Raw genomic sequence first — 23,330 nt, 5'->3', positions numbered from 1 at the left:
ATTTTATAATTTTTTAAGGAAAAATCAAATGAAAAGAACTTATCAGCCACATGGCACTCCAAGAAAACGTACTCATGGTTTTCGTGTTCGTATGAAAACTAAAAATGGTCGCAAGGTGATCAATGCAAGACGCGCTAAAGGTAGAAAAAGACTTGCTGTGTGAAAAATTTTGATAAATTTAGCACAAACGAGGAATTTTCATCTGTATACAAAATAGGTAAAAAATGGCATTGCGAAGGTGTGATTATTTTTTATCTGAATAGTTATGAAAAAAAAATAGCAGTTGTTGCTAGTAAAAAAGTTGGAAAAGCAGTGGTTAGAAATCGTTCAAAACGAATTTTAAGGGCTTTGTTTGCTAAGTTTGAAAGATATCTTCAAGATGGCAAATATATTTTTGTAGCTAAAAATGAAATCACTGAACTTTCTTTTTCTAGGTTAGAAAAAAATCTAAAATGGGGATTGAAAAAACTAGAATGTTTCAAATGATATGCCTAAAAATACTCCGTTTTTATCAGAAATTCTTAAGCCCTTTAAAACCCGCTGCTTGTAGGTATTATCCTAGTTGTTCTGAGTATGCGCTTTGGCAGTTTCAAAAAAAGAATTTTTTTCTAGCTTTTTTTTCTACTTTTTTTAGAGTTTTAAGATGCAACCCTTTTTTTAAAGGGGGTTTTGATTATCCTAGAGTTTCTAAAAATTTTTATCCTATAAATTTATGTTTTAAGCCTATATTTTTAGCAAAAAAACAACTTTGTTTTTTATATATACCTTATAAAAATAAAAGTTTTTATCTTATAAAAATCATCTTTAAAAGGACAAATCAGTGAATAATTCAAATAATATTTTTCAGCAAAAGCGTATACTTTTAGCTGTTGTGATCTCTTTTTTATTTTTTGTTGTTTACGATTATTTTTTCATTCCAAAACAACCTTTAAAAATAGAACAAAACATTACACAACAAAATCAACAAAACACAAGCATAAATAACACTCCTAATATACAAAATACCACCACAAATACTCCAAGTGCAGCTTTAGTTTCACAAGATAGTGTGATATCTAAGGTTCAAAGCAAGCATTTTGAAGCACAAATTGACTCTTTTGGTAGAATTTCTGCTTTTTATTTAAAAGATAAAAAATACCAAAATGAGAAAGGAGAATTTATAAATCTTGTTAGCAAGGAAAATAGTCCTTATCCTTTAGAAATGCGTTTTAGTGATCCAAGTATTAACTCAGAGGCTTTTAAAATTCCTTATGTTGCTAACGCTAGCAATCTTTTTGTTGATGAAAATGGAAGTCAAGTTTTAAAACTCACTCAAAATCTTTCTGGATTGAAAATCGAAAAAGATATTACTTTTTATCCAAAAGGAAATTATGAGATAGAAGTTAAACTCAGCAAGAATGCAAATTATTTTATAAGTCCAGGATATCGTCCAAATATTGCCGTAGATAGTTATACAGTTCATGGTGCTTTGGTAATGGATAATAAAGAAACCATCGAAACTTATAAAGATGGAGATGTAGAAAAGGATGAAAGTGCTAATAATGTCGTAATGACTTCGGCTTTTGATAGATACTATGCAACTTTCTTTTATAATTTTGATAAACCTTTAAATGTGGCAATCAGCAAGGATGCTAATCAAAACCCTATAGTTTTTGCTTATAGTGATAATGAATTTAAAGCAGGGGGCTATATAGGCTCTAAAGAACATGTGATTTTAAGAAGTATAGATCCACGCCTTGAAGCAGTTGTTGAATATGGTTGGTTTACTTTTATTGCTAAGCCTATGTTTGAGTTTTTGAATTTCTTGCATCAGTATATAGGAAATTGGGGTTGGGCTATCGTTGTGATGACTTTAATTGTGCGTATTATTTTATTCCCGCTAACTTATAAGTCTATGATTTCTATGAATAAACTTAAAGATCTTGCTCCTAAAATGAAAGATATTAGAGAGCGTTATAAAGGCGATCCACAAAAAATGAATATGCACATGATGGAGCTTTATAAAAAACATGGTGCAAATCCTATGAGTGGTTGTTTGCCTATACTTTTACAAATTCCTATTTTCTTTGCTATTTATCGCGTTTTGCTTAATGCTATTGAGCTAAAAGCAGCTCCTTGGGCGTTTTGGATACATGATTTATCGGTAATGGATCCTTATTTCATTTTGCCTATTTTAATGGGTGCAACGATGTTTTTACAACAACTTATTACACCTATGACTATACAAGATCCTATGCAAGCTAAGATTATGAAATTTTTACCAGTGATTTTTACTTTTTTCTTTATCACTTTCCCAGCAGGACTTACGCTTTATTGGTTTGTAAATAACCTTTGTTCTTTGGTTCAACAATGGGTTATCAATAAAATATTTGCTAAAGAACATCACAAAAAACAAGCGGAGCATGAAAAATGAAAATCGAAGCCATTGATCTTCAAAGTGCCTTAACAGAAGCTTCAAGAAGTTTAGAATGTTCCGTGATGGACTTAGAATATGAGATTATTCAGCATCCAAGAAAAGGTTTTTTTGGATTTGGAAGAAAAAAGGCAATTATAGAGGCTAAAGCAAAAAAAAGGATTTTGAAAAAAAATCCTAAAAAAGAATTTACAAGTTCAAAAAATCACAAACCAGAAACACATGAGCCAAAACAAGAAAACAAGATTGAAACAAAAAATGAAAAAAATAAAAGCCAAAAAGAAAAATATACAGTAAAAAGTGATGAAATTTTTGATAGTTTTCATCGAGAAAGCAAAGGAGTGCGTAATACTCAGGATATTTTAGATGAGATTCGCATTCAGCTTGTAAAACTTTTAGAAAGCTCCCAGTTTAAAATAGAGCTTAGTGAACTTAGAATGTATGATGAAGATTGCGTTTTGATTCGATTGGATGGGGAAGATGCTGCTTTGATGATAGGTAAAGAAGCACATCGTTACAAGGCTATTTCTTATCTTTTACATAATTGGATCAATTTAAAATATAATCTTTTAGTGCGCCTTGAGATCGCTCAATTTTTAGAAAATCAAATTCAAGGTATGCAGCTTTATTTACAAAACGTGATTGAAAAAATTAAAATTCATGGACGCGGACAAACCAAACCTTTGGATGGGGTTTTGATAAAAATCGCTTTAGAGCAGTTAAGAGCTAAATTTCCAGATAAGTATGTAGGAATTAAGCAAAATAATGATCAAAGATTTGTTGTAATAAACGACTTTTTCAAAAAAGATGAGTGATACTATAGCGGCTATTGCCACAGCTCATGGTGTGGGTTCGATTTCTATTGTAAGATTAAGCGGTGAAAGGGCTTTAGAATTTGCCTTAAAGCTTAGCCACAAAACCAAACTTACCCCACGCCATGCTACTTTTACAAAACTTTTTAATCAAAATAATGAAATTATCGATGAAGCTATAATGATATATTTTAAAGCCCCTTATAGTTTTACAGGGGAAGATATAGTAGAGTTTCAAACTCATGGAGGATTTAGTGTGAGTGAAGTTTTACTCGAAGAACTTGTGAGTTTAGGAGCAAGACTTGCTTTAGCAGGGGAATTTAGCAAAAGAGCGTGTTTAAATGGCAAAATGACTCCTTTAAAAGCTTTAAATATACAAGATCTCATACTTTCAAAATCTGCACTTGCAGCTAAAATTATAGCACGCAACATGCAAGGAAACTTAGGAGAACTTTTAGAAAAAATTCGCACAGATTTGGTTAAAACTTTAGCTTTTGTAGAAACTAGTATTGATTATGCTGATGATGATTTACCTTCTGATTTATTAGAACAAATTTCTACTATGTGTGAAGAAAATTCTAAAATTTTAAAAGAAATTTATACGCTTTCTCAAAGCAAAAAAGGACTCATAGAAGGTTTTAAAATCGCTATTGTAGGTAAGCCAAATGTAGGCAAATCTTCGCTTTTAAATGCCTTGCTTTCTTATGAAAGAGCTATTGTTTCAGATATAGCAGGCACCACTCGTGATACTATAGAAGAGAGCTTTAAATTAGGAACGCATTTATTACGCATTATAGATACAGCGGGTATTAGGGAAAGTAAAGATGTTATAGAACAAATCGGCGTAGCTTTAAGTAAAAAAAGTTTAGAAGATGCAGATATTATTTTGGCAGTCTTTGATGCTTCAAGAGTGCAAGATAAAGAAGATGAGAAAATTTTTGACTTATTAGCAAATACTGATAAAAAAATCTTTTGGATTTTAAATAAAAGTGATTTAGAAAATGTTTTCAAAAATACTCAAAATAAAAATTTTATCAAGCTTAGTGCTCAAAAAGACATCACTTTATTAAAAGAAGAATTGCAAAATTATTTTAATTCTTTTGATAGCGAAGGTATTATGGTAAGTTCTTTAGATCTTATTAATGCTTGTAAAATTTCAAGTGAAGCGATTTTTAGAGCTAAAGGGCTTTTAGAGGAAAGTTCTTTAGAACTTTTTGCTTTTGAGCTTAATTTAGCGATTAATGAACTTGCAAGATTTACCAAAGATTTTCAAAGAGATGAAATTTTAGACGAAATGTTTGGTAATTTTTGTTTAGGAAAATGAAAGGATAAAAATGGACAAAGAAACCATAAAAGCACATAAAATCAGTGATGAAGAATATGCACAAATTTTAGAAATTTTAGGACGCGAGCCAAATTTATTAGAACTTGGGGTTATTTCTGCGATGTGGAGCGAGCATTGCTCTTATAAATCCAGTAAAAAATATCTTAATGGTTTTCCAACTAAAGCACCTTGGGTGATTCAAGGCCCAGGAGAAAACGCAGGGGTTATTGATATTGGGCAAGGTATGGCAGCAGTTTTTAAGGTAGAAAGTCACAATCATCCTAGCTTTATCGAGCCTTTTGCAGGTGCGGCTACGGGAGTAGGGGGAATTTTGCGTGATGTTTTTACTATGGGTGCAAGAGTGGTTGCAGGGCTAAATTCTTTAAAATTTGGCAATATTCATGATGAAAAATGCGGCAAACATCAAAAATACCTTGTTAAAGGTGTGGTAAATGGAATTTCTCATTATGGAAATTGCATGGGTGTGCCAACTATAGGTGGAGAATGTGCTTTTGATGAGTGTTTTAATGGAAATATCTTAGTTAATGCCTTTGCTTTAGGGGTTTGTAAAAGTGAAGATATCTTTTATGCTAAGGCTGAAGGTGTAGGAAATCCTGTGATTTATGTGGGTTCAAAAACAGGGCGTGATGGACTTGGTGGAGCGGTTATGGCAAGTGATAGCTTCAATGAAGAAAGCAAATCTTTGCGTCCTACAGTGCAAATTGGCGATCCTTTCAGTGAAAAACTTCTTATGGAAGCTTGTTTAGAGCTTTTTAAAACTGATTATATTGTGGGTATTCAAGATATGGGTGCTGCAGGGCTTACTTCAAGTTCTTTTGAAATGGCAGGAAGAAGTGGCAGTGGCATGAAACTTTACTTAGATAAAACTCCTATACGTGAAAGCGGTATGACTCCTTATGAGTTAATGCTTAGCGAGTCTCAAGAAAGAATGCTTATTTGTGCGAAAAAAGGCTATGAAGATAAGGTTATAGAAATTTTCAAAAAATGGGATTTAGATGCTGTGGTTATAGGTGAAGTTACCAATACAGGAAAAATGGAGCTTTTTTGGCATGATGAGCTTGTAGGGCTTATTCCTATCGAGCCTCTAAGTGAAAAAGCGCCGATTTTAAGTCGTCCTATAAGTGAGCCAAAATATTTAAGTGAAATTAAAGATTATAAATTTGAGCTAAAATTAAGCATTCAAGAGCTTTTTATACAAATGCTTCAAAATGAAAATATTAACAACAAAGCTTTTATTTATGATCAATTTGATTCAAGTGTGCAAACCAATACTATAAAAGCTGATGGAAGATTAGGTGCTAGTGTTATTCGTATCAAAGAAAATGGTGCAAGTGTGGCTATGGCTATAGAATGTAACTCACGCTTAAATTATGTAAATCCTAAAATAGGAGCAGCTTTAGCAGTAGCTTCAGCAGGAAGAAAAGTTGCTTGCACGGGGGCTAAGCCTTTGGCAATAAGTGATTGTTTAAATTATGGAAATCCGCAAAATCCTGAAGTGATGTGGCAATTTGCGCAAGGTTGCGAAGGCATTAAAGAAGCTTGTAAAGAGTTAAATACCCCAGTAGTAAGCGGCAATGTTTCACTTTATAATGAAACTGAAGGCGTAAGTATTTATCCAAGTCCTACTATAGTAAGCGTAGGGGTTTTAGAAGATGCAAATAAAACCTTAAAAGCTAGTTTTGAAAAAGAAAATTTAAGTGTTTATCTTTTGGGTAAAAGTTTAGGGGAATTTGGCGGATCTATGGTAATGAAAATCCAAGATAAAAAAGTATCAGGAAGTCTTAAAGAGCTTGATTATAAAGCTGAAATTGCACTTTGGGATTTGCTTTATAAAGCCAATCAAAATTCTTTACTTGAGTGTGCCAATAGCGTAGGAATAGGGGGTATTGCTATGACTTTGGCAAAAATATTTGCTATTTCTAGTGTGGGTGTAAATTTAACAAGTGGTTTTGATGATGAAAAAATGATTTTTGATGAGAGTGCAAGTCGTGCTATAGTAGGGCTTAGCAAAGAAAATGAAGAAGCTTTTTTAAATTTAGCCAAAGAATTTGGAGTAAAAGCTTATAAATTAGGTGTGAGTACAAGCCAAAAACATTTTAAACTTGATAACATTGAGTTAAGCAAGGCTGAACTTGACAAGCTTTATTTTGAAAGTTTTAAAGAGCAAATCCAATGACTTTAGTTTTAATTATACTCGTTATTTTGGTGTTTTACTGGTATTATAAAACTTGGGGAAAACAGGATTTTTTAAACTCAGCTGCAAGAGGAGCCAAAGGCTTTGCTAAGGGTTTTGTTCGTGGGGTTATGGAAGAAAGAATGGATGAGTTTAAAAGGCGTATGAATTACTATGTTATCGTACTTTTGGCAAAAATTGCAAAAAGTGATGGTAGGGTAAGTGAAAATGAAGCTGAAATGATCAAAGATCTTTTAGATGCAAATGCCAAAGATGAAAAAGAAAGAGCTTTTTTAAAAGCAAGTTTTAATGAACATAAAGAAAATTTAAGTGATGCTTTTTATGTGGCAAAAGATTTTTTAAAAGAAGTGCCTTTGCCTAAAAATGAGCGTTTTAATGTCTTGCGTGTGCTTGTTTTTATGGCTTTAATCGATGCAGATTTTAATGCTAAAAAGCGTGAAATTTTAGAGCAAATCGCTAAAGCCTTTGATATAGCAAAAAGCGAATTAGACGCTTTTATAGCAAGTCTTTCAAATTTAAAAAGTACTAAAAAAGAATTAAGCCTTGATGAAGCTTTTGCTATTTTAGAACTTTCAAATAATGCGGATTTAAATGCGGTAAAAAAACAATACCGCAATTTAGCAAAAAAATATCATCCTGATATTTTAAATGCAAACAATGTTAGTGAAGAAGAGCTTAAAATCGGTGTAGAGAAATTTCAAAAAATCAACGAAGCTTACGAAAAAGTTAAAAAACATTTAGAAAGGTAAAAATGAGAGCATTACTTAGTGTGAGTGATAAAGAAGGCATAGTAGAATTTGGCAAAGAGCTTGAAAATTTAGACTTTGAGATTCTTTCAACAGGCGGGACTTTTAAGCTTTTAAAAGAAAATGGAATAAAAGTTATAGAAGTGAGTGATTTTACAAAGAGTCCTGAGCTTTTTGAAGGGCGTGTGAAGACTTTGCATCCTAAGATTCACGGTGGGATTTTACACAAAAGAAGCGATGAAAATCATATCAAACAAGCAAAAGAAAATGAAATTTTAGGCATTGATCTAGTTTGTGTGAATTTATATCCTTTTAAAAAAACCACCATCATGAGCGATGATTTTGATGAAATTATAGAAAATATCGACATAGGTGGGCCTGCGATGATAAGAAGTGCAGCAAAGAACTATAAAGATGTGATGGTACTTTGCGATCCGCTTGATTATGAAAAAGTGATTGAGACTTTAAAAAAAGGTCAAAATGATGAGAATTTTCGTTTAAATTTGATGATAAAAGCTTATGAGCATACGGCAAATTATGATGCTTATATTGCAAATTATATGAATGAACGCTTTAACGGAGGTTTTGGAGCGAGTAAATTTATAGTAGGGCAAAAAGTATTTGATACAAAATATGGAGAAAATCCACATCAAAAAGGGGCTTTATATGAGTTTGATGCCTTTTTTAGTGCAAATTTTAAAGCTCTTAAAGGCGAAGCAAGTTTTAATAATCTAACCGATATTAATGCAGCTTTAAACTTAGCTAGTAGCTTTGATAAAGCTCCGGCTATTGCTATAGTAAAACATGGAAATCCTTGCGGTTTTGCTATAAAAGAAAATTTAGTACAAAGCTATATACATGCTTTAAAATGCGATAGCGTTAGTGCTTATGGAGGAGTGGTTGCAATCAATGGAACTCTTGATGAGGCTTTAGCAAATAAAATCAATGAAATTTATGTAGAAGTAATCATCGCAGCCAATGTAGATGAAAAAGCTTTAGCTATGTTTGAAGGTAAAAAACGCATTAAAATTTTCACTCAAGAAAGTCCATTTTTAATCCGCAGTTTTGATAAATATGATTTTAAACATATTGATGGGGGTTTTGTATATCAAAACAGCGATGAAGTTGGCGAAGATGAGTTTAAAAATGCAAAGCTTATGAGTCAAAGAGAGGCAAGTAAGGAAGAATTAAAAGATCTTGAAATCGCCATGAAAATAGCAGCATTTACCAAATCAAACAATGTTGTTTATGTAAAAAATGGCGCTATGGTGGCTATAGGCATGGGTATGACAAGCAGAATCGATACAGCAAAGGTAGCAATCGCTAAAGCTAAAGAAATGGGGCTTGATTTGCAAGGTTGCGTTTTAGCAAGTGAAGCCTTTTTTCCTTTTAGAGATAGCATAGATGAAGCAAGTAAAGTAGGGGTTAAAGCTATAGTAGAACCAGGCGGAAGTATAAGGGATGATGAAGTGGTAAAAGCAGCTGATGAGTATGGTATGGCGCTTTATTTCACAGGAGTAAGACATTTCTTACATTAAGTTTAATAGAATGTTATGTTTTTTACACATAATTTAATAAAAATTAAATTATGTGTAAAATATTTCCGAAAAATTTTATTTTTAGAAAACTATGATGTTTAAAACTATAGGATTTAAGGTTTCTGCTGCAATTTTTGTGGTGTTGCTTATAAGTTTCATTGTAATGCAAGTGATTTTAAATTTGGATTTTAAAAATACTGCCAATAAAATGAGCAGGGCAAATTTAAATACCGTAAGTACTTCTGTTTTTCAAACAATGAGAATGGCTATGAATTTAGGAGATCCTGAAAAAATTAAAGAAGCCATTGAAGATGTAAAAAGTATAGAGGGTATTAGTGATATTAAAATTTATCCTTCAAAAGATACTATAGATCTTTTTGAGATGAAAGCCCCTCAAATTTCAAATGATAAGCGTATTATAGAACAATTTTCAAATCCTAAAATTCAAGCTTTGGAAGAAAATATAAATGGTGTTGTGTATTTAAGATTGATACGCCCTTTGATTGCAGATGAAAGTTGTGTTACTTGTCATGAAATGCTAATGCAGGAAGTGTGATTGGGGTTATGGATATATCACATTCTTTAGAAGGTGTTTAAAAAGATATAAGCAAAACCGGTCAATCTTATATTATAATATTTACTATTGCTTTGATTTTTACCCTTTGTGGTGGTTCTTTTAATGCTTAAAGTTGTTGTTGGAAAGCCCGTTTTAGAGCTTTTAAATCATGCTAAAGAATTAGCTCAAGGAAGCGGCAATTTTAAAAGCTCGTATTTCAGTTAAAGGTCAAGATGAAATTGCTTTAGCTTGTGGATATATCAATCAATTTATCGAAAAAACTCACAAGGCAGTTAGCAGTGCAAGTCATAATTTAAAAAATGTAGAAAAACAAAGCAATCTTTTAAATTCAAATGCTATTTTTTAAGTGATATCAGTTCACAAAGTCATAAGCAAATAGATCAAAGTTTTAAACTTGGTGCAAATGTTGGCAATGAACTTAGAGAACTTGCTAGTTTGTCAAATAAGGCAAATAGTGCCAATGAAAAATCCTTTTTATTATTAGAGCAAATGCTTAAATCTTTGTTTAATGTTGCTAATAAAGTATCAATAGTATCCCAAAATGAAAATGAATTGGCTAAAAAAGTTGAAAACATGGTCAATCAAGCAGGTAATATACAAAAAGCAACTCAAATGATGGATAAGATCGCAGATAAAACAAAATTACCATCCCTAAATGCTGGCATAGAAGTAGCTAGGGCTGGTGCATTTGGACTAGGTTTTTCTGTAATTGCTGAGGATGATAGGCAGTTGGCTCAGAACAGTGAAGAATTTTTGGGAAATGTAGCTCAAATTACAAAAGAGCTTTTACAAAGTATTAATGAGGTTAACGCAGAATTAAAGAAAAATACTCAAAGTATACAAGCTTTAAATGATGACACCGCTTTATTGGTTGATGATGCTAATGAGGTTAAATTATGTAACGAAGATGCTAGGGCTTTGGTAACTCAATGTACTGAAAAAATAAAAATTTCCCAAGAGAATATATAAAATTTACTTTCTCGTATGCAAGAAAATGTTGAAGTAAGTGAAAAGAATGAAGAAATTTCTAAAATTCTACTTCAAGTTGTAGATGAGTTAAAAATAGTGTGTCATAATCTCGAAAGCGAACTTAACCAATTTTAAATTTAAAGGAATAAAATGAAAAAAACGCTTCAAATTGCTTTAGCTGCAACTTTTTTTGCAGGTTGTGCTAGTACTTCTGTTACTTCATCTACTTCTAAAGGTAATAATGAACTTGTACAAAATCAGCTTTTCAAAATAGAAAAAATTATAGTTAATGGTAAAACTTTTGATCCAAAAAACGCAGAGGAAAGTCCAAATATTAGTTTTGAAAATAATAAATTTTATGGTTATTCAGGGTGTAATCGTTTTTTTGGTTCTTATCAAACTAAGGCGGATACTTTGCAAATCGAAGGTGATCGCGTAGCTTCAACTCAAATGCTTTGTCATCCAATGGATGTAATGGATTTTGAAAATTCTTTCCTTTCAAATTTCAAAGGAATTTTTAAAATTTCAAATGAAAATGGAAAACTTGTTTTAAGTAATGATGAAATGAAGATCTTTTTTAAATAATATCCTAAAGCCTCGAAATATCGAGGTAATCTTCTTAAATTTGACAAAAGTCTAAAAAATGATACAATTATAATTTTATTATCAAAAAAGGTAGTTAAATGATAAAATCAATTCCTGAATGGAGTGAGCAAGAATACCTCATGCTTTCTTTACCCCATGAAAAAAGCGATTGGAATCCCTATTTAGAGGAAATTTTGCAAAGTTATAAAGAATTTGTAAAAGCAGTGAGTGAATTTCAAAAAGTTTTACTTATAGCTCCTAAACAGAGTGATTTTGAAAATTTTAAAGATATAAAAAAAGTAGAGTATTTTAAATGTGATACCAATGATACTTGGATACGTGATTTTGGAGCTATAGATATAATAGAAAATGGTCGTTTAAAGGCTCTTGATTTTACTTTTAATGCTTGGGGAAATAAATTTCAAAGTGAGCTTGATAATGCTGTAAATTCTAAGCTTTTTAAAGAGAAATTTAAAGAGGAACTTAAAAAGGTTGATTTTATTTTAGAAGGAGGAAGTATTGACTTTAATGGAGAGGGTGTGATGCTTACAAGCTCTCATTGTCTTTTAAATGAAAATAGAAATTCTCATCTAAACAAAACCCAAATTGATATAAAATTAAAAGAAATTTTTGGTTTAAAGCAAATTATTTGGCTAGAAAATGGTTTCATAAAAGGTGATGATACAGATCATCATATCGATACCTTAGCAAGATTTATAGATAAAAATACCATAGCACATTGTATTTGTGAAGATGAAGAGGATGAACATTATTTGCCTTTGCAAAAAATGAAAGAAGAGCTTAAAAAAACAGGCTTTGATTTAGTAGAACTTCCTATACCTAATCCTTTATACTATGAAGGAAGAAGATTAGGCGCAACTTATGCGAATTTTGTTTTTATAAATAATGCTTTAATTGTGCCTTTTTATAAGGATAAAAATGATGAAATCATAGCTAAAAGACTTTCTAAAGCTTTACCTAGTCATAAAATTATAGGAGTAGATGCAAGAGTGTTTTTACGACAAAACGGTTCTTTGCATTGTTCTTGTCAAAATCGTTTCAAAGGTTTAAGATGAGTTTGCAAAAAAAAGCAACTCTTGTAGCAAGTTTATGTGCCATTGTTTTAGCCTTGGTTAAATTTATAGTAGGCTTAACAAGTGGTTCTGTTGCAGTACTTTCAAGTGCGATTGATTCTTTAATGGATTTTGCTATTTCTGCTTTTAATTTTTTGGCTCTTAAAAAAAGCTCACAAAAGGCGAATGAAAATTATAATTTTGGTTTTTCTAAAATTGAAGCTTTAATGGGTTTGTTAGAAGGTGTTTTTATAGTTGGCGTGGGGATTTTTATTTTTTATGAGAGTATTTTAAAGATTTATTATAAAGAAGAAATTAAAGATTTAAATTCAAGCATCTATGTGATGATTTTTGCTTTAATTATGACTTTTTTTCTTGTACTTTTTTTAAATTATGTAGCTAAAAAAACCAAAAGTTTAATTATAGAAAGTGATGCTTTGCATTACAAAACAGATTGCTTAACCAATGCTTGTACTTTAGGGGCTTTGGTTTTGATTTATTTTACAAATTTACATATTATTGATGCTATTTTTGGGATAGTGATCAGTCTTTATACGGCATTTTCTGCTTTTAAAATCATTAAAAAAGCTTTAGCTTTTTTAATGGATGAGGCTTTACCTAAGGAACAAGTGGATAAAATTTGTACTTTGATTTCTAATAATCCTGAAATAATTTCCTATCATGAATTAAAGACGCGTAAAACTCCAAGTTGTAATTATTTAAGCGTGCATTTGGTTTTTTGCCCTATAATTTCGCTTTTAAATGCGCATAAAATTTCAGATGAAATAGAAGAAGGTGTGCGTAAGATGTTTGAAAATGAAAAATGGGATATACAAATTCATTTAGATCCTTATGATGATGCAGAACAAGAAAGGCAAAGACAATGAAAATCGCTTTAATACAACAAAAATTTCATTTAAATAAAGAACAAACTATAAAAAAAACTTGCGAATTTATAGAAGAAGCCTCTAAACAAGGAGCTGAGCTTGTTTGCTTAGGAGAACTTCATCAAAGTGAGTATTTTTGTCAAAGTGAAAATGTGGATTTTTTTGACTATGCTAATGATTATGAAAAAGATGTGAAATTTTGGGCAAATATAGCTAGAAAAAATCAAATAGTGCTTATTGCTTCATTGTTTGAAAAACGAAGTGCCGGACTTTATCATAATACTGCAGTGGTTTTTGAAAAAGATGGTTCTATAGCAGGCAAATATCGCAAAATGCACATACCCGATGATCCTTGTTTTTATGAAAAATTTTATTTTACTCCTGGAGATTTGGGTTTTGAACCTATAAATACAAGTTTAGGTAAGCTTGGAGTGCTTATTTGTTGGGATCAGTGGTATCCTGAAGCAGCAAGAATTATGGCTTTAAAAGGAGCTGAGATTCTTATTTATCCCACGGCAATTGGTTGGTTTGATAAGGATAAAGATGAAGAAAAACAAAGACAGCTCAATGCTTGGCTTGGCGTACAAAAAGGACATGCTATAGCTAATGGTTTATATGTAGTAGCTATCAATAGAGTAGGTTTTGAAAAAGATGTAAGCGGGATAGAAGAGGGCATTAGATTTTGGGGAAATTCTTTTGTTTTTGGCCCTCAAGGTGAAGAACTTTGTCTTTTAGATTCTCAAAACGAATGTGTAAAAATCATAGAAATAGATAAAAAAAGAAGTGAAAATGTGCGTCGTTGGTGGCCTTTTTTGCGAGATAGACGCATAGAATATTTTGCAGATTTAACTAAAAGATTTATTGATTAAATCAATAAATCTTATTTGTTTTGTATATTTTCAAGATAGCTTTTTATTTGCTCTTTTTCTTGTTCATTTAAATTTATAAAACTTATTTCTTTAAGTCTTGATAAAAGCAAATTATCTTCTAAAATTTCATTTTTTCCTATTTCTAAAGAAGTGATGACGCTAGAACTTATGAGAAGTCTTTGGGTTGCATCTTTTCTTAAGCCCCATATATTATGTATGGCAATATTATTATCTGTAATTTGTCCTGCATAAAGCATAATATGTCCAGGTAAATAAAGTAAGCTTAAATAAGCTTTTCCAAAGCGGTTTAAAAAATCTTTTTTTTGAGAATTGCTAAGAGTGCTTATATCAAAATGATTAAAAGAATTTTTTTGTGCAGCTGAATTTCTTGGTAGATAAAGTCCAAAAGCTGAAAAGATATCACGAGTTAGTAAAGAACAATCTCTTTCAAAATTATAACCGCCCCAGCCATAAGGCAAATTTAAAACTTGTGAAAGTTGATTTTTTAAATTTTTATCATTGAATTGTAAAGGAAATTTAGATACATCTTTTTTAGAAATTTTATATTTTTTAGAACCTATTTTTCCATAAAAATAGTTTTTATCTTCTTTGTAGTAAGGATAGATAGCACCAATTCTACTTTCAAAGAAAAATTTACCATCCTCGCTATAGATAGCAAATTTTTCTTTTAGTGGTGTGATAAAGTTGAGATTTTCATAGATTTTCGCTCTATCGTTTGAGAAAAATTCCAAATTTTTACTTTCAACAAATCCAAATCCAGCTTCACCTAAAACAAAAGCATAACGCTTATCTTTACTAAAATGTGAAATTAAGACAGGGGATCCAGTATTTAAAATGCCATCGCTTGCATAGTCAAAAGGAATTCCTTCATTTTCAAAAAAAGGATTTTTTAAGATAGCTCTTTGGGTTGGAAGATTTTTAATGATTGTATTTTGGATAATCAAAGCTTTTTGATTAAGTTTGCCAAATTCTTGGATATTTGCGTTATTTATAGCATTTTTAAACCATGAAAGCGGAATAATTTGTTTATTGAAAAAATAATAAGTATTTTTTGAATTTAAATATAAAGGAAAGGACCAAAAAATATTTTGTCCTTTGTAGTTTTTAAATGAATCATGCCAAGGGTTAAAGAAATATTTTTTATATCGTTTTGCATCAAAATTAATATTGTAAGTAAATTGTGGTAAAATGCTTACATTTTGTTCGTATTCAAGTTTTGCATAATGTTTATTTTCATTTTTTTGTTCTAAATTTTCATGATGAAGCGAAGTTAAATTTTTTGTTGAACAAGCTGTTAAAAATAGCACTATAAAAGTAAAATATAAACAAGATTTCATAATCAACCTTTTAGAAAAAATAGTTATAATTAAAGCTAAGGAAATATAATGCTTGATAAACTAGAAAAAATTTTAGCTTATGATAATGTTTTTTTAAGTGGTGGCGCTGGAGTTGGTAAAAGCTTTTTGACAAATGAGCTTATCAAATCTTATAGAAAACAAAAAAAATTAGCCATAGCTCTTGGTTCTAGTGCTCTATCGGCATTTAATATAGGCGGTGTTACTTTACACAGCTTTTTTTGTTTAGGGTATTGTGATGATATGATGAAATTAAGTGCATTGGATCGCAATCAAAAACAAAAAGAAAAATTAACAAAACTTAAAGAGCTTTTAAAAACGATTGAGCTTATTATTATCGATGAAATTTCCATGGTTAGCGCAAATGTTTTTGAAATGATAGGCTTTAGACTTAAAAATTCTCAATTTAATGGAAAAATTTTAGTTGTTGGAGATTTTTTTCAACTGCCTCCAGTAATTAAAGAAAAAAAAGAAACTTTATTTAACCATTCTTATTATGCTTTTTCTTCATTTTTTTGGCAAGATTTAAATTTTAAGAATATTAAACTTTCTCAACCTAAAAGAACGCAAAATATGGAATTTTATAACCATTTATCTTTGATTAGACAAGGTTTTTTAGATGAAAAAATTTTAAGCTTTTTTGAATCTTTGCGAATTGATTATAAAGAATTAGAAAATTTAGAAGATGATTATACTTTACTTTGTGGTATCAATAAAAAAGTAAACAATATCAATCAAGAAAAATTAAGCAAACTTGAGACCCCGCTTGTATGCTTTAAGGCTCAGGTTAAAAAAGAAGATAAGAGAATAAAAGATGAAGAGCTTGATTCTTGGATTAGAAGCTTAAATATATTGGAAGAATTAAATATTAAAATAGGCGCTCGTATTATTTTTTGCGTAAATAATTGGGATAAGAATTATTATAATGGAGAGCAAGGCATTATAGAAGATATTCTTTATGAAGAGGAGAAAATTTATATTAGCATTATTAAAAATAATGGGATGAAAATTTTACTTGAACCTTATACTTTTTTTATGGAAGAACTTGAGCAATCAGGTAAAGATTTTGTTGTTAATATTCTCGCAAGTGTTACACAGTTTCCTATTAAATTAGCTTATGCTATTACTATACACAAATCACAAGGTATGAGTATTGAAAAATTAGTGTGTGATATTGATCATATTTTTGAAAATGGACAGCTTTATGTCGCTCTTTCTCGCGCTACAAACCCAAATACTTTAAAAATTTATTCTACAAAAAAGATAAATTTTGGATTTTATTTTGCTAATATTTTAAAAATAGATTCTAATGTGATTGAATTTTATAAAAAACATAATTTTTTAGATCTCGAAATACAAGAACAAATCATTTAAAGGCATTAAATGAAAAAAATATTTTTAAGTGTTTTTTTGGTTTTGAGTTTAAATGCTCAAAATCTTGAAATAGATAAAATAAGAACAGATTTGTATTCTAAAAGTGGAGCAAATGTTCTTAAAAAAGTTGAAATTTCTTTGGAATTTGATGGGAATAATTTAAAAGAAAATGAAAATAAGTTAATTGATGCTGTAAATACAGTAATTTCAGGGTTTTTTTATGAAGATATTTTTACAGAAATTGGAAAAAATAATTTTAAAAAAACTTTAGAAAAATTTTTAGATAAGAAATATAAGATTAAACTAGATGATATATATATCATATCTTTAAGTGGAGTGGAAAAATTTGATTTAGAGGAGTTTAAACGCTTTTTAGAAAGTACTGAGGCTAAAGAGAAGGGTATGGGTAGCGAGGTAAAAAAAGCACTTGAAAACTTAGAAGTTCCTAAAACTCAAGTTCCTAGTGTTGAAAAGATCCCAACTCCTAGTGTTCCAAATTTAGAAGTCAAGCAAGTTGAACAGCTTTTCAAAGATCCAGATGAAGAAAATAAAAATGACAATGGAGAAATCAATATAGATAATTTAAATACACCTAAAATGACTCCAGATATAGAAGAAAAAATTAAAAGAGATTTAATCGCCAATCCTCCACAAATATTCAAAGAAAATAACGCAAGCAAGCCTTATCATTTGCCACAAACAGGCTATGATATAAAGCTTGATGAGAGTTCAACGCAAAATTAGCGAACTATATCATAATTTTGCGGAATTTTTGCCTTGAAAATATCGGAGTTGATTTTTGGATTTTTAATTTGATTGTTTAGATTGATTATAACATCATTTTCAAATTCATCTTTATAGGATATGCTTTGAATTTGCTCTTGATTGAGTTTAATTGTATAATTTATATTATCATATTTTGCTACAAGTTTATCTTTGTCTATAAGACTTGCTTTTTTGAAAATTTCATTAAGATTTGGAATGTTATCAAGATGAGAGAAAATGACTTGTTCTAGATCGTGCTCTACTATGGTTACTTGATTTTTGTTGATATAAATCTCTTTTTTACTAGGAGTATCATAACTCCAATATGCTTGATCTTTACTCAGTATAAAATGCCCAGAATAAGAAAGTGTAGAGTTTTTGGATTTCACTATTTGGGTAAAATTGCTTGAAAAGGTATTAAAATTAAGATCAAGGGCAAAAAGTTGTCCTATAAAAATAAAAAATATCAAGAATGTTTTTTTCATTTATTTTCCTTAAAAAAATATATTTTTTATGTCATTCTAGCTAATTTTAATTAAATAATCGTTATAATGATAGTTTGAAAAATTTATAAAGGTTTAAAAATGTTTTTAAATACTTTAAAAGCCGTGTTTGGCACAAAAAATGATCGTGAAATTAAGAAATATTTCAAGCGTGTAGCACAAATCAATGCTTTAGAAGGCAACTATCAAAATTTAAGCGATGATGAATTAAAAGCCGAATTTGCAAAATTTAAAGAGCAAATTTTAAGCGGAGAAAAAAACGAAAATGATGTTTTAAATGATGTTTTTGCTATAGTCAGAGAGACAGGTAAGAGAACTTTAAATATGCGTCATTTTGATGTGCAGTTAATCGGTGGTATGGTTTTGCACGATGGAAAAATCGCAGAAATGAAAACAGGAGAAGGTAAAACTCTTGTAGCAACCTTACCTGTTGTTTTAAATGCCATGAGTGGCAAAGGCGTACATGTCGTTACAGTAAATGATTATCTAGCCAAAAGAGATGCTGAGCAAATGAGTGCGATTTATAATTTTTTAGGTTTTAGTGTTGGCGTGGTGCTTTCTTCTCAAAATAGTGATATAGAACACAAGCAAGCTTATGATTGTGATATTACTTATGGAACCAATAATGAGTTTGGTTTTGATTATTTGCGTGATAATATGAAATTTTCAAAAGCTGAAAAAGTTCAAAGAGAGCATAATTTTGTTATCGTAGATGAAGTAGATAGTATTTTAATTGATGAGGCAAGAACTCCGCTTATTATCAGTGGTCCTACAAATCGTACTTTAGATGGTTATATTAAAGCCAATGAAGTAGCTAAACAAATGCAAAAAGGTGAAGCAGTTTTACCCCCTGCAAAACCTGAGGGTGATTTTGTAGTAGATGAGAAAAATCGTAATATTTTAATTACAGAAGCAGGTATTGCTAAGGCTGAAAAACTTTTTGGCGTAGAAAATTTATACAGTCTTGATAATGCTATCTTAGCTCATCAGCTTGATCAAGCTTTAAAAGCACATAATCTTTTTGAAAAAGATGTGCATTATGTTTTAAGAAATAATGAAGTTATCATCGTTGACGAATTTACAGGGCGTTTAAGCGAAGGACGTCGTTTTAGCGAAGGATTGCATCAAGCTTTAGAAGCTAAAGAAAATGTAAAAATTCAAGAAGAAAGCCAAACTCTAGCAGATATTACTTTTCAAAATTATTTTAGAATGTACAATAAACTTGCAGGTATGACAGGAACTGCACAAACAGAAGCGACTGAATTTTCTCAAATTTATAGTTTAGATGTTATTTCTATACCGACAAATATTCCTATTAAAAGACAAGATAAAGATGATCTTATCTATAAAACTCAAAATGAAAAATTCAAAGCTGTAATTGAAGAGATTAAAAAAGCCAATGCTAAAGGTCAGCCTGTACTTGTAGGAACCGCAAGTATAGAGCGCAGTGAAGTTTTTCACAATATGCTTGTAAAAGAGAAAATCCCTCATCATGTTTTAAATGCTAAAAATCACGAGCAAGAAGCTTTGATTATCCAAGATGCAGGTAAAAAAGGTGCTGTAACTATCGCTACAAATATGGCAGGTCGTGGTGTAGATATAAAAATCGATGATGAGATTAGGGCTTTGGGTGGGCTTTATATCATCGGTACAGAAAGACATGAAAGCCGCCGTATTGATAATCAACTTCGTGGTCGTGCAGGAAGGCAGGGTGATCCTGGAATAAGTCGTTTTTATCTAAGTTTAGAAGATAATCTTTTAAGAATTTTTGGTGGGGATCGTATTAAAAGTATTATGGATCGCTTGGGCATAGAAGAGGGCGAAAGCATAGAATCAAGAATCGTTACAAGAGCAGTTGAAAATGCGCAAAAAAAAGTTGAAAGCTTGCATTTTGAAAGCAGAAAGCATTTGTTAGAATACGATGATGTAGCAAATGAACAAAGAAAAACTATTTATCGTTATCGTAATGAGCTTTTAGATGAAAACTATGATATTAGAGCTAAAATTTCTCAAAATATCGCTGAATATAGCGCAAATGTAATGAATGATTATATGCTTGACGAAAGCGGTTCTAATGTAAATTTTGAAAATTTGAAAGCAAAAATTTTGTATGAATGTTCAACTCAGATTAGTGAAAAAGATTTTGAGAATTTAAGCGTCATTGAAATGCAAGACAAGCTAAGTCAAATTCTTGAAAATTCTTATAATGAAAAGATGTTAAGACTTGAGATTAAAGAATTGCGTAATATAGAGCGTATTTTATATTTGCAAGTTTTGGATAATGCTTGGAGAGAGCATTTGTATCAAATGGATATTTTAAAAACAGGAATAGGACTTCGTGGATACAATCAAAAAGATCCTCTTGTGGAATATAAGAAAGAAAGTTATAATCTTTTCTTGGAGTTGGTCAATCGTATTAAATTTGATAGTATTAAACTACTTTTTAGCGTGCAATTTAATCAAGAAGAGGCGCAAAATTTAGAAAATAAAGCCAATGAAGAAAATGAAAAGCTACTTCAAAGCTCAGTAGAAATGGGCGCAAGCGAAGATAATCTTGGCGAAGCTGAATTTAAAAAAGTTCCACGCAATGCTCCTTGTCCTTGCGGAAGTGGAAAAAAATTTAAAGAATGCCATGGAAAAAGTGGTCCTAAGCAAGGAATTTTAGCTTGAATAAAAGCGTTTTAAAATATTTACTTTTTAAGTATTTAAGATTTGATAAAGAGCAACCCTTTATCAATCTTTCTATGCTTTTGGCCTTTTTAGGAGTTTGTGTAGGACTTTGCGTTTTGCTTGTAGCTATGGCAATTATGAATGGTTTTGATAAAGAATTTGAAAAACGCTTTTTTGTGATGAATTATCCTATTACTATTTTGCCTAAATTCTACGCTCCTGTAAATGATGAATTTATAGATGAGTTAAGAAAAACATTTCCAAATTTGTTATTTAGCCCTTATTTAAGCACTCAAGTTGTTGTAAAGGGAGATAATCGTTTTGAAGGTGGTGTGCTTTTTGGCGTTAATTTTAATGATGAAAAAAAAATAAACGAAGTGGTTGCTAAAGCTTTAAAGGATGAGAATTTAAGTGGTTTTGATATACTTGTAGGATCAGCACTTACTGATGAATTTGGTTTGCATAAAAATGACAAACTTTCACTTATTTTTTCAAATCTTAATCCTAGTGGATTTTCTTTAGTACCGCAAACTAAACGTTTTGATGTTAAAGCGCGTTTTACTTCAGGGCTTGCATTTTATGATAAAGCTTATATGTACACAGATGTTGATGCATTGAAAAAAGTACTTGGAATACCTAAAAATCCAAATTATGATGGAATTCATGTATATAGCGATAATGCTTTTAAGGATGTTGAAAAAATTAAATCTTATTTAAAAGATGATTATGCTGTGGTGGGTTGGTGGGAGCAAAATAAAAATTTTTTTTCAGCCTTAGAACTTGAAAAAAGAGTGCTTTTTATAGTGTTGATGCTTATTATTTTGGTTGCAAGTTTAAATATAGTAAGTTCTTTATTGATGATAGTAATGAATCGTCGCAGTGAAATAGCACTTTTACTTGCTCTAGGTGCAAGCAAAAATGAGGTAAAAAAGAGTTTTTTTGCCTTAGGTATGCTTATTGGTGGTGGTGGTATGATAGTGGGTGTGGTACTTGCATTTTTTGCTTTATGGCTTTTGGGAAATTTTGATATTGTAACTTTACCTGTTGATGTTTATGGAACCAGTAAATTACCACTTGATTTATCTTTAATGGATTTTTCTTTAACCATTGTGGGTGCTTTAATAATCATAGCTTTATCATCTTTTTATCCTGCAAAAAAAGCAACTCAAATTAATATTTTAGATACTTTAAGAAATGAATAAATTGTAATTTTGGAGATTTTTATTGTCTTTGTTTACTCAAAAAAATAAGAATTTTAAACCTTTAAAACCTCTATCAAAGTCAAAAATAATCACTAATTTAATTCTTTTGATTTTATTTTTAATATTGTTTTGTTATTGTAGTTTTAGTATAAGTGCTTATCATTTTGATTTTAGCGCAATTGCAACCTATAAAGAAAAATTTCTTCAAGGTTTTTTAAATACTTTAATAATCAGTTTTTTTTCTTTATTGTTGAGTATAATTTTGGGTGGAGTTTTTTGTGCTTTTTCTTTAAGTTCGATTGTTTTTTTAAGATTTTTATCTACATTTTACATAGAGCTTGTCAGAGGAACCCCTTTACTAGTGCAGGTATTATTGATATATTATATCATTGCAAATAATTTAGGACTTGATAATCGATATGTGGCTGGAGTTATTATTTTATCATGTTTTTCTGCTGCTTACTTAGCTGAAATATTTAGAGCTGGAATTTTAAGTATTTCTATATCTCAGCTTGAGAGCGCTAGGGCTTTAGGGTTAAAAGAGATGCAGGTTTTTGCGTATGTAATTTTTCCCCAAGCTTTAAAAAATATTTTAGCACCGCTGAATGGACAATTTGCAAATTTAATTAAAGATAGTTCCTTATTAAGCGTTATTGCTGTAAATGAATTAACCCAAAGTGCGCAAGAGATAAATTCTTATACTTTTGCTACTCTTGAAGCTTATGTAATTTTGGCTATTACATATCTTGTTTTGACTTTACCTATAAGTATATTTTCTCGTTATTTGGAGAGAAAATGCCAAAAATGATTTAAAAAAGCTTGACAAATAGAGCTAATTTTGGCATAATCACATTTTTATTTCAGAAAATGTCTCGTTAGCTCAGCCGGTAGAGCATCTCCCTTTTAAGGAGGGGGCCGTTGGTTCGAATCCAACACGGGACACCATTATAAAGGTCGCTTAGCTCAGTTGGTAGAGCGCCACCCTTACAAGGTGGATGTCATAAGTTCGAGTCTTATAGTGACCACCATTTTATAAAATCATAAATAGGTTTTATAATCTCTACTTCTTTACTTTGGATGCAGCGGTAGTTCAGCTGGTTAGAATGCCGCCCTGTCACGGCGGAGGTCGCGGGTTCGAGCCCCGTCCGCTGCGCCATATTGTCTCGTTAGCTCAGCCGGTAGAGCATCTCCCTTTTAAGGAGGGGGCCGTTGGTTCGAATCCAACACGGGACACCATTTTTATTGTTAGGGTTATGACCCTTTCGTCTAGTGGCCCAGGACAACACTCTCTCTGTGTGGAAACAGAGGTTCAAATCCTCTAGGGGTCGCCAATCATAGGTCGCTTAGCTCAGTTGGTAGAGCGCCACCCTTACAAGGTGGATGTCATAAGTTCGAGTCTTATAGTGACCACCATTTTATAAAATCATAAATA

General features: G+C 30.8%; 23 protein-coding genes and 6 tRNA genes. 27 read left to right on the top strand and 2 right to left on the bottom strand.

The window, feature by feature from the left end; all coding sequences use genetic code 11:
- Window positions 1-28: 28 nt before the first annotated feature.
- The 16 genes from rpmH to FBF21_RS04825 all read left to right on the top strand — a co-directional run bounded on the left by rpmH (window position 29) and on the right by FBF21_RS04825 (window position 14,008).
- Window positions 29-163 carry a 50S ribosomal protein L34 gene (gene rpmH / locus FBF21_RS04900; RefSeq protein WP_002776864.1) on the top strand — a complete coding sequence of 45 codons (135 nt, stop codon included), beginning with the start codon at window positions 29-31 and terminating at the stop codon, window positions 161-163.
- Window positions 160-486 carry a ribonuclease P protein component gene (gene rnpA, locus FBF21_RS04895; protein WP_002860715.1) on the top strand — a complete coding sequence of 109 codons (327 nt, stop codon included), beginning with the start codon at window positions 160-162 and terminating at the stop codon, window positions 484-486. The genes rpmH and rnpA overlap by 4 nt, the downstream gene beginning before the upstream one ends.
- A complete protein-coding gene (yidD, locus tag FBF21_RS04890) occupies window positions 483-824 on the top strand; it encodes a membrane protein insertion efficiency factor YidD (protein ID WP_002869899.1) in 342 nt (113 codons plus the stop codon). Before rnpA ends, yidD begins: the two co-directional genes overlap by 4 nt.
- The gene (yidC, locus tag FBF21_RS04885; protein WP_002867428.1) at window positions 821-2,413 is read left to right on the top strand and encodes a membrane protein insertase YidC; all 1,593 of its coding nucleotides are present in this window, start codon (window positions 821-823) and stop codon (window positions 2,411-2,413) included. The genes yidD and yidC overlap by 4 nt, the downstream gene beginning before the upstream one ends.
- Window positions 2,410-3,228 (top strand): Jag N-terminal domain-containing protein, encoded by an 819-nt coding sequence (locus FBF21_RS04880; protein ID WP_002869900.1) that lies wholly within the window; start codon window positions 2,410-2,412, stop codon window positions 3,226-3,228. Before yidC ends, FBF21_RS04880 begins: the two co-directional genes overlap by 4 nt.
- Entirely contained in the window at window positions 3,221-4,549 is a 1,329-nt protein-coding gene (mnmE, locus tag FBF21_RS04875) for a tRNA uridine-5-carboxymethylaminomethyl(34) synthesis GTPase MnmE (protein WP_002860712.1), read from the top strand. The genes FBF21_RS04880 and mnmE overlap by 8 nt, the downstream gene beginning before the upstream one ends.
- 10 nt (window positions 4,550-4,559) lie before the next feature.
- On the top strand, window positions 4,560-6,746 hold the full coding sequence (purL, locus tag FBF21_RS04870; protein WP_002869901.1) for a phosphoribosylformylglycinamidine synthase subunit PurL: 2,187 nt from the start codon (window positions 4,560-4,562) through the stop codon (window positions 6,744-6,746).
- The gene (locus FBF21_RS04865) at window positions 6,743-7,513 is read left to right on the top strand and encodes a DnaJ family molecular chaperone (protein WP_002869902.1); all 771 of its coding nucleotides are present in this window, start codon (window positions 6,743-6,745) and stop codon (window positions 7,511-7,513) included. Before purL ends, FBF21_RS04865 begins: the two co-directional genes overlap by 4 nt.
- 2 nt (window positions 7,514-7,515) lie before the next feature.
- Window positions 7,516-9,048 carry a bifunctional phosphoribosylaminoimidazolecarboxamide formyltransferase/IMP cyclohydrolase gene (gene purH / locus FBF21_RS04860; protein ID WP_165432989.1) on the top strand — a complete coding sequence of 511 codons (1,533 nt, stop codon included), beginning with the start codon at window positions 7,516-7,518 and terminating at the stop codon, window positions 9,046-9,048.
- Between the two features lie 94 nt (window positions 9,049-9,142).
- Entirely contained in the window at window positions 9,143-9,604 is a 462-nt protein-coding gene (locus FBF21_RS09450; RefSeq protein WP_002869903.1) for a membrane protein, read from the top strand.
- Between the two features lie 456 nt (window positions 9,605-10,060).
- Window positions 10,061-10,594, top strand: a complete 534-nt coding sequence (locus tag FBF21_RS09445) for a methyl-accepting chemotaxis protein (RefSeq protein WP_002869905.1) — start codon at window positions 10,061-10,063, stop codon at window positions 10,592-10,594.
- Window positions 10,595-10,609: 15 nt separating this feature from the next.
- Window positions 10,610-10,729, top strand: a complete 120-nt coding sequence (locus tag FBF21_RS09440) for a hypothetical protein (protein ID WP_002886201.1) — start codon at window positions 10,610-10,612, stop codon at window positions 10,727-10,729.
- 15 nt (window positions 10,730-10,744) lie between these two features.
- Complete coding sequence (locus FBF21_RS04840; protein ID WP_002860707.1) at window positions 10,745-11,179, top strand: META domain-containing protein; 435 nt, start codon at window positions 10,745-10,747, stop codon at window positions 11,177-11,179.
- A gap of 98 nt (window positions 11,180-11,277) precedes the next feature.
- The gene (locus FBF21_RS04835) at window positions 11,278-12,255 is read left to right on the top strand and encodes an agmatine deiminase family protein (protein ID WP_002869906.1); all 978 of its coding nucleotides are present in this window, start codon (window positions 11,278-11,280) and stop codon (window positions 12,253-12,255) included.
- Complete coding sequence (locus FBF21_RS04830; protein ID WP_002853697.1) at window positions 12,252-13,139, top strand: cation diffusion facilitator family transporter; 888 nt, start codon at window positions 12,252-12,254, stop codon at window positions 13,137-13,139. The genes FBF21_RS04835 and FBF21_RS04830 overlap by 4 nt, the downstream gene beginning before the upstream one ends.
- A complete protein-coding gene (locus FBF21_RS04825; RefSeq protein WP_002859227.1) occupies window positions 13,136-14,008 on the top strand; it encodes an N-carbamoylputrescine amidohydrolase in 873 nt (290 codons plus the stop codon). The genes FBF21_RS04830 and FBF21_RS04825 overlap by 4 nt, the downstream gene beginning before the upstream one ends.
- A gap of 11 nt (window positions 14,009-14,019) precedes the next feature.
- Here FBF21_RS04825 and FBF21_RS04820 read toward each other — a convergent pair whose 3' ends face one another.
- Window positions 14,020-15,366, bottom strand: coding sequence for an SH3 domain-containing C40 family peptidase (locus FBF21_RS04820; protein ID WP_002869907.1), 1,347 nt, complete (start codon window positions 15,364-15,366; stop codon window positions 14,020-14,022).
- A gap of 48 nt (window positions 15,367-15,414) precedes the next feature.
- Between FBF21_RS04820 and pif1 the strand changes: the two genes are divergently transcribed.
- Together pif1 and FBF21_RS04810 are read left to right on the top strand one after the other, a co-directional pair.
- Window positions 15,415-16,758, top strand: a complete 1,344-nt coding sequence (gene pif1 / locus FBF21_RS04815) for an ATP-dependent DNA helicase Pif1 (protein WP_002867436.1) — start codon at window positions 15,415-15,417, stop codon at window positions 16,756-16,758.
- A 9-nt stretch (window positions 16,759-16,767) separates the two neighbouring features.
- Complete coding sequence (locus FBF21_RS04810) at window positions 16,768-17,502, top strand: hypothetical protein (protein ID WP_002869908.1); 735 nt, start codon at window positions 16,768-16,770, stop codon at window positions 17,500-17,502.
- Here the strand turns inward: FBF21_RS04810 and lolA are convergent.
- Window positions 17,499-18,008 carry a LolA-like outer membrane lipoprotein chaperone gene (gene lolA, locus FBF21_RS04805; protein WP_002859229.1) on the bottom strand — a complete coding sequence of 170 codons (510 nt, stop codon included), beginning with the start codon at window positions 18,006-18,008 and terminating at the stop codon, window positions 17,499-17,501. The genes FBF21_RS04810 and lolA overlap by 4 nt on opposite strands.
- A gap of 99 nt (window positions 18,009-18,107) precedes the next feature.
- Here lolA and secA point away from each other — a divergent pair, with 99 nt between their 5' ends.
- The 9 genes from secA to FBF21_RS04760 all read left to right on the top strand — a co-directional run bounded on the left by secA (window position 18,108) and on the right by FBF21_RS04760 (window position 23,311).
- Window positions 18,108-20,696, top strand: a complete 2,589-nt coding sequence (gene secA, locus FBF21_RS04800) for a preprotein translocase subunit SecA (protein ID WP_002859230.1) — start codon at window positions 18,108-18,110, stop codon at window positions 20,694-20,696.
- The gene (locus tag FBF21_RS04795) at window positions 20,693-21,898 is read left to right on the top strand and encodes an ABC transporter permease (protein ID WP_002869909.1); all 1,206 of its coding nucleotides are present in this window, start codon (window positions 20,693-20,695) and stop codon (window positions 21,896-21,898) included. The genes secA and FBF21_RS04795 overlap by 4 nt, the downstream gene beginning before the upstream one ends.
- A gap of 22 nt (window positions 21,899-21,920) precedes the next feature.
- Window positions 21,921-22,706 carry an amino acid ABC transporter permease gene (locus FBF21_RS04790; RefSeq protein WP_002917852.1) on the top strand — a complete coding sequence of 262 codons (786 nt, stop codon included), beginning with the start codon at window positions 21,921-21,923 and terminating at the stop codon, window positions 22,704-22,706.
- A gap of 61 nt (window positions 22,707-22,767) precedes the next feature.
- Window positions 22,768-22,843 (top strand) — tRNA-Lys (locus FBF21_RS04785).
- 7 nt (window positions 22,844-22,850) lie between these two features.
- A tRNA-Val gene (locus FBF21_RS04780) sits at window positions 22,851-22,926 on the top strand.
- A gap of 51 nt (window positions 22,927-22,977) precedes the next feature.
- Window positions 22,978-23,054 (top strand) — tRNA-Asp (locus tag FBF21_RS04775).
- Window positions 23,055-23,058: 4 nt separating this feature from the next.
- Window positions 23,059-23,134, top strand: a tRNA-Lys gene (locus tag FBF21_RS04770).
- Between the two features lie 19 nt (window positions 23,135-23,153).
- Window positions 23,154-23,229, top strand: a tRNA-Arg gene (locus FBF21_RS04765).
- A 6-nt stretch (window positions 23,230-23,235) separates the two neighbouring features.
- Window positions 23,236-23,311 (top strand) — tRNA-Val (locus FBF21_RS04760).
- The last annotated feature ends 19 nt before the right edge of the window (window positions 23,312-23,330 follow it).

It is taken from the genome of Campylobacter sp. CFSAN093238 (assembly GCF_012898015.1).
GTDB lineage: Bacteria > Campylobacterota > Campylobacteria > Campylobacterales > Campylobacteraceae > Campylobacter_D > Campylobacter_D jejuni.
This window is presented reverse-complemented; position numbering and strand designations above follow the sequence as displayed.

What these genes read in the sequence shown, in the direction of transcription:
- lolA (WP_002859229.1), bottom strand. Translation starts at nt 18,008, where the DNA reads ATGAAAAAAACATTCTTGATATTTTTTATTTTTATAGGACAACTTTTT.
- secA (WP_002859230.1), top strand. Translation starts at nt 18,108, where the DNA reads ATGTTTTTAAATACTTTAAAAGCCGTGTTTGGCACAAAAAATGATCGT.
- FBF21_RS04810 (WP_002869908.1), top strand. Translation starts at nt 16,768, where the DNA reads ATGAAAAAAATATTTTTAAGTGTTTTTTTGGTTTTGAGTTTAAATGCT.
- FBF21_RS09440 (WP_002886201.1), top strand. Translation starts at nt 10,610, where the DNA reads ATGCAAGAAAATGTTGAAGTAAGTGAAAAGAATGAAGAAATTTCTAAA.
- FBF21_RS04880 (WP_002869900.1), top strand. Translation starts at nt 2,410, where the DNA reads ATGAAAATCGAAGCCATTGATCTTCAAAGTGCCTTAACAGAAGCTTCA.
- mnmE (WP_002860712.1), top strand. Translation starts at nt 3,221, where the DNA reads ATGAGTGATACTATAGCGGCTATTGCCACAGCTCATGGTGTGGGTTCG.
- yidD (WP_002869899.1), top strand. Translation starts at nt 483, where the DNA reads ATGATATGCCTAAAAATACTCCGTTTTTATCAGAAATTCTTAAGCCCT.
- FBF21_RS04840 (WP_002860707.1), top strand. Translation starts at nt 10,745, where the DNA reads ATGAAAAAAACGCTTCAAATTGCTTTAGCTGCAACTTTTTTTGCAGGT.
- FBF21_RS04835 (WP_002869906.1), top strand. Translation starts at nt 11,278, where the DNA reads ATGATAAAATCAATTCCTGAATGGAGTGAGCAAGAATACCTCATGCTT.
- rpmH (WP_002776864.1), top strand. Translation starts at nt 29, where the DNA reads ATGAAAAGAACTTATCAGCCACATGGCACTCCAAGAAAACGTACTCAT.
- FBF21_RS04865 (WP_002869902.1), top strand. Translation starts at nt 6,743, where the DNA reads ATGACTTTAGTTTTAATTATACTCGTTATTTTGGTGTTTTACTGGTAT.
- FBF21_RS09450 (WP_002869903.1), top strand. Translation starts at nt 9,143, where the DNA reads ATGTTTAAAACTATAGGATTTAAGGTTTCTGCTGCAATTTTTGTGGTG.
- FBF21_RS04825 (WP_002859227.1), top strand. Translation starts at nt 13,136, where the DNA reads ATGAAAATCGCTTTAATACAACAAAAATTTCATTTAAATAAAGAACAA.
- FBF21_RS04820 (WP_002869907.1), bottom strand. Translation starts at nt 15,366, where the DNA reads ATGAAATCTTGTTTATATTTTACTTTTATAGTGCTATTTTTAACAGCT.
- FBF21_RS04830 (WP_002853697.1), top strand. Translation starts at nt 12,252, where the DNA reads ATGAGTTTGCAAAAAAAAGCAACTCTTGTAGCAAGTTTATGTGCCATT.
- pif1 (WP_002867436.1), top strand. Translation starts at nt 15,415, where the DNA reads ATGCTTGATAAACTAGAAAAAATTTTAGCTTATGATAATGTTTTTTTA.
- purL (WP_002869901.1), top strand. Translation starts at nt 4,560, where the DNA reads ATGGACAAAGAAACCATAAAAGCACATAAAATCAGTGATGAAGAATAT.
- purH (WP_165432989.1), top strand. Translation starts at nt 7,516, where the DNA reads ATGAGAGCATTACTTAGTGTGAGTGATAAAGAAGGCATAGTAGAATTT.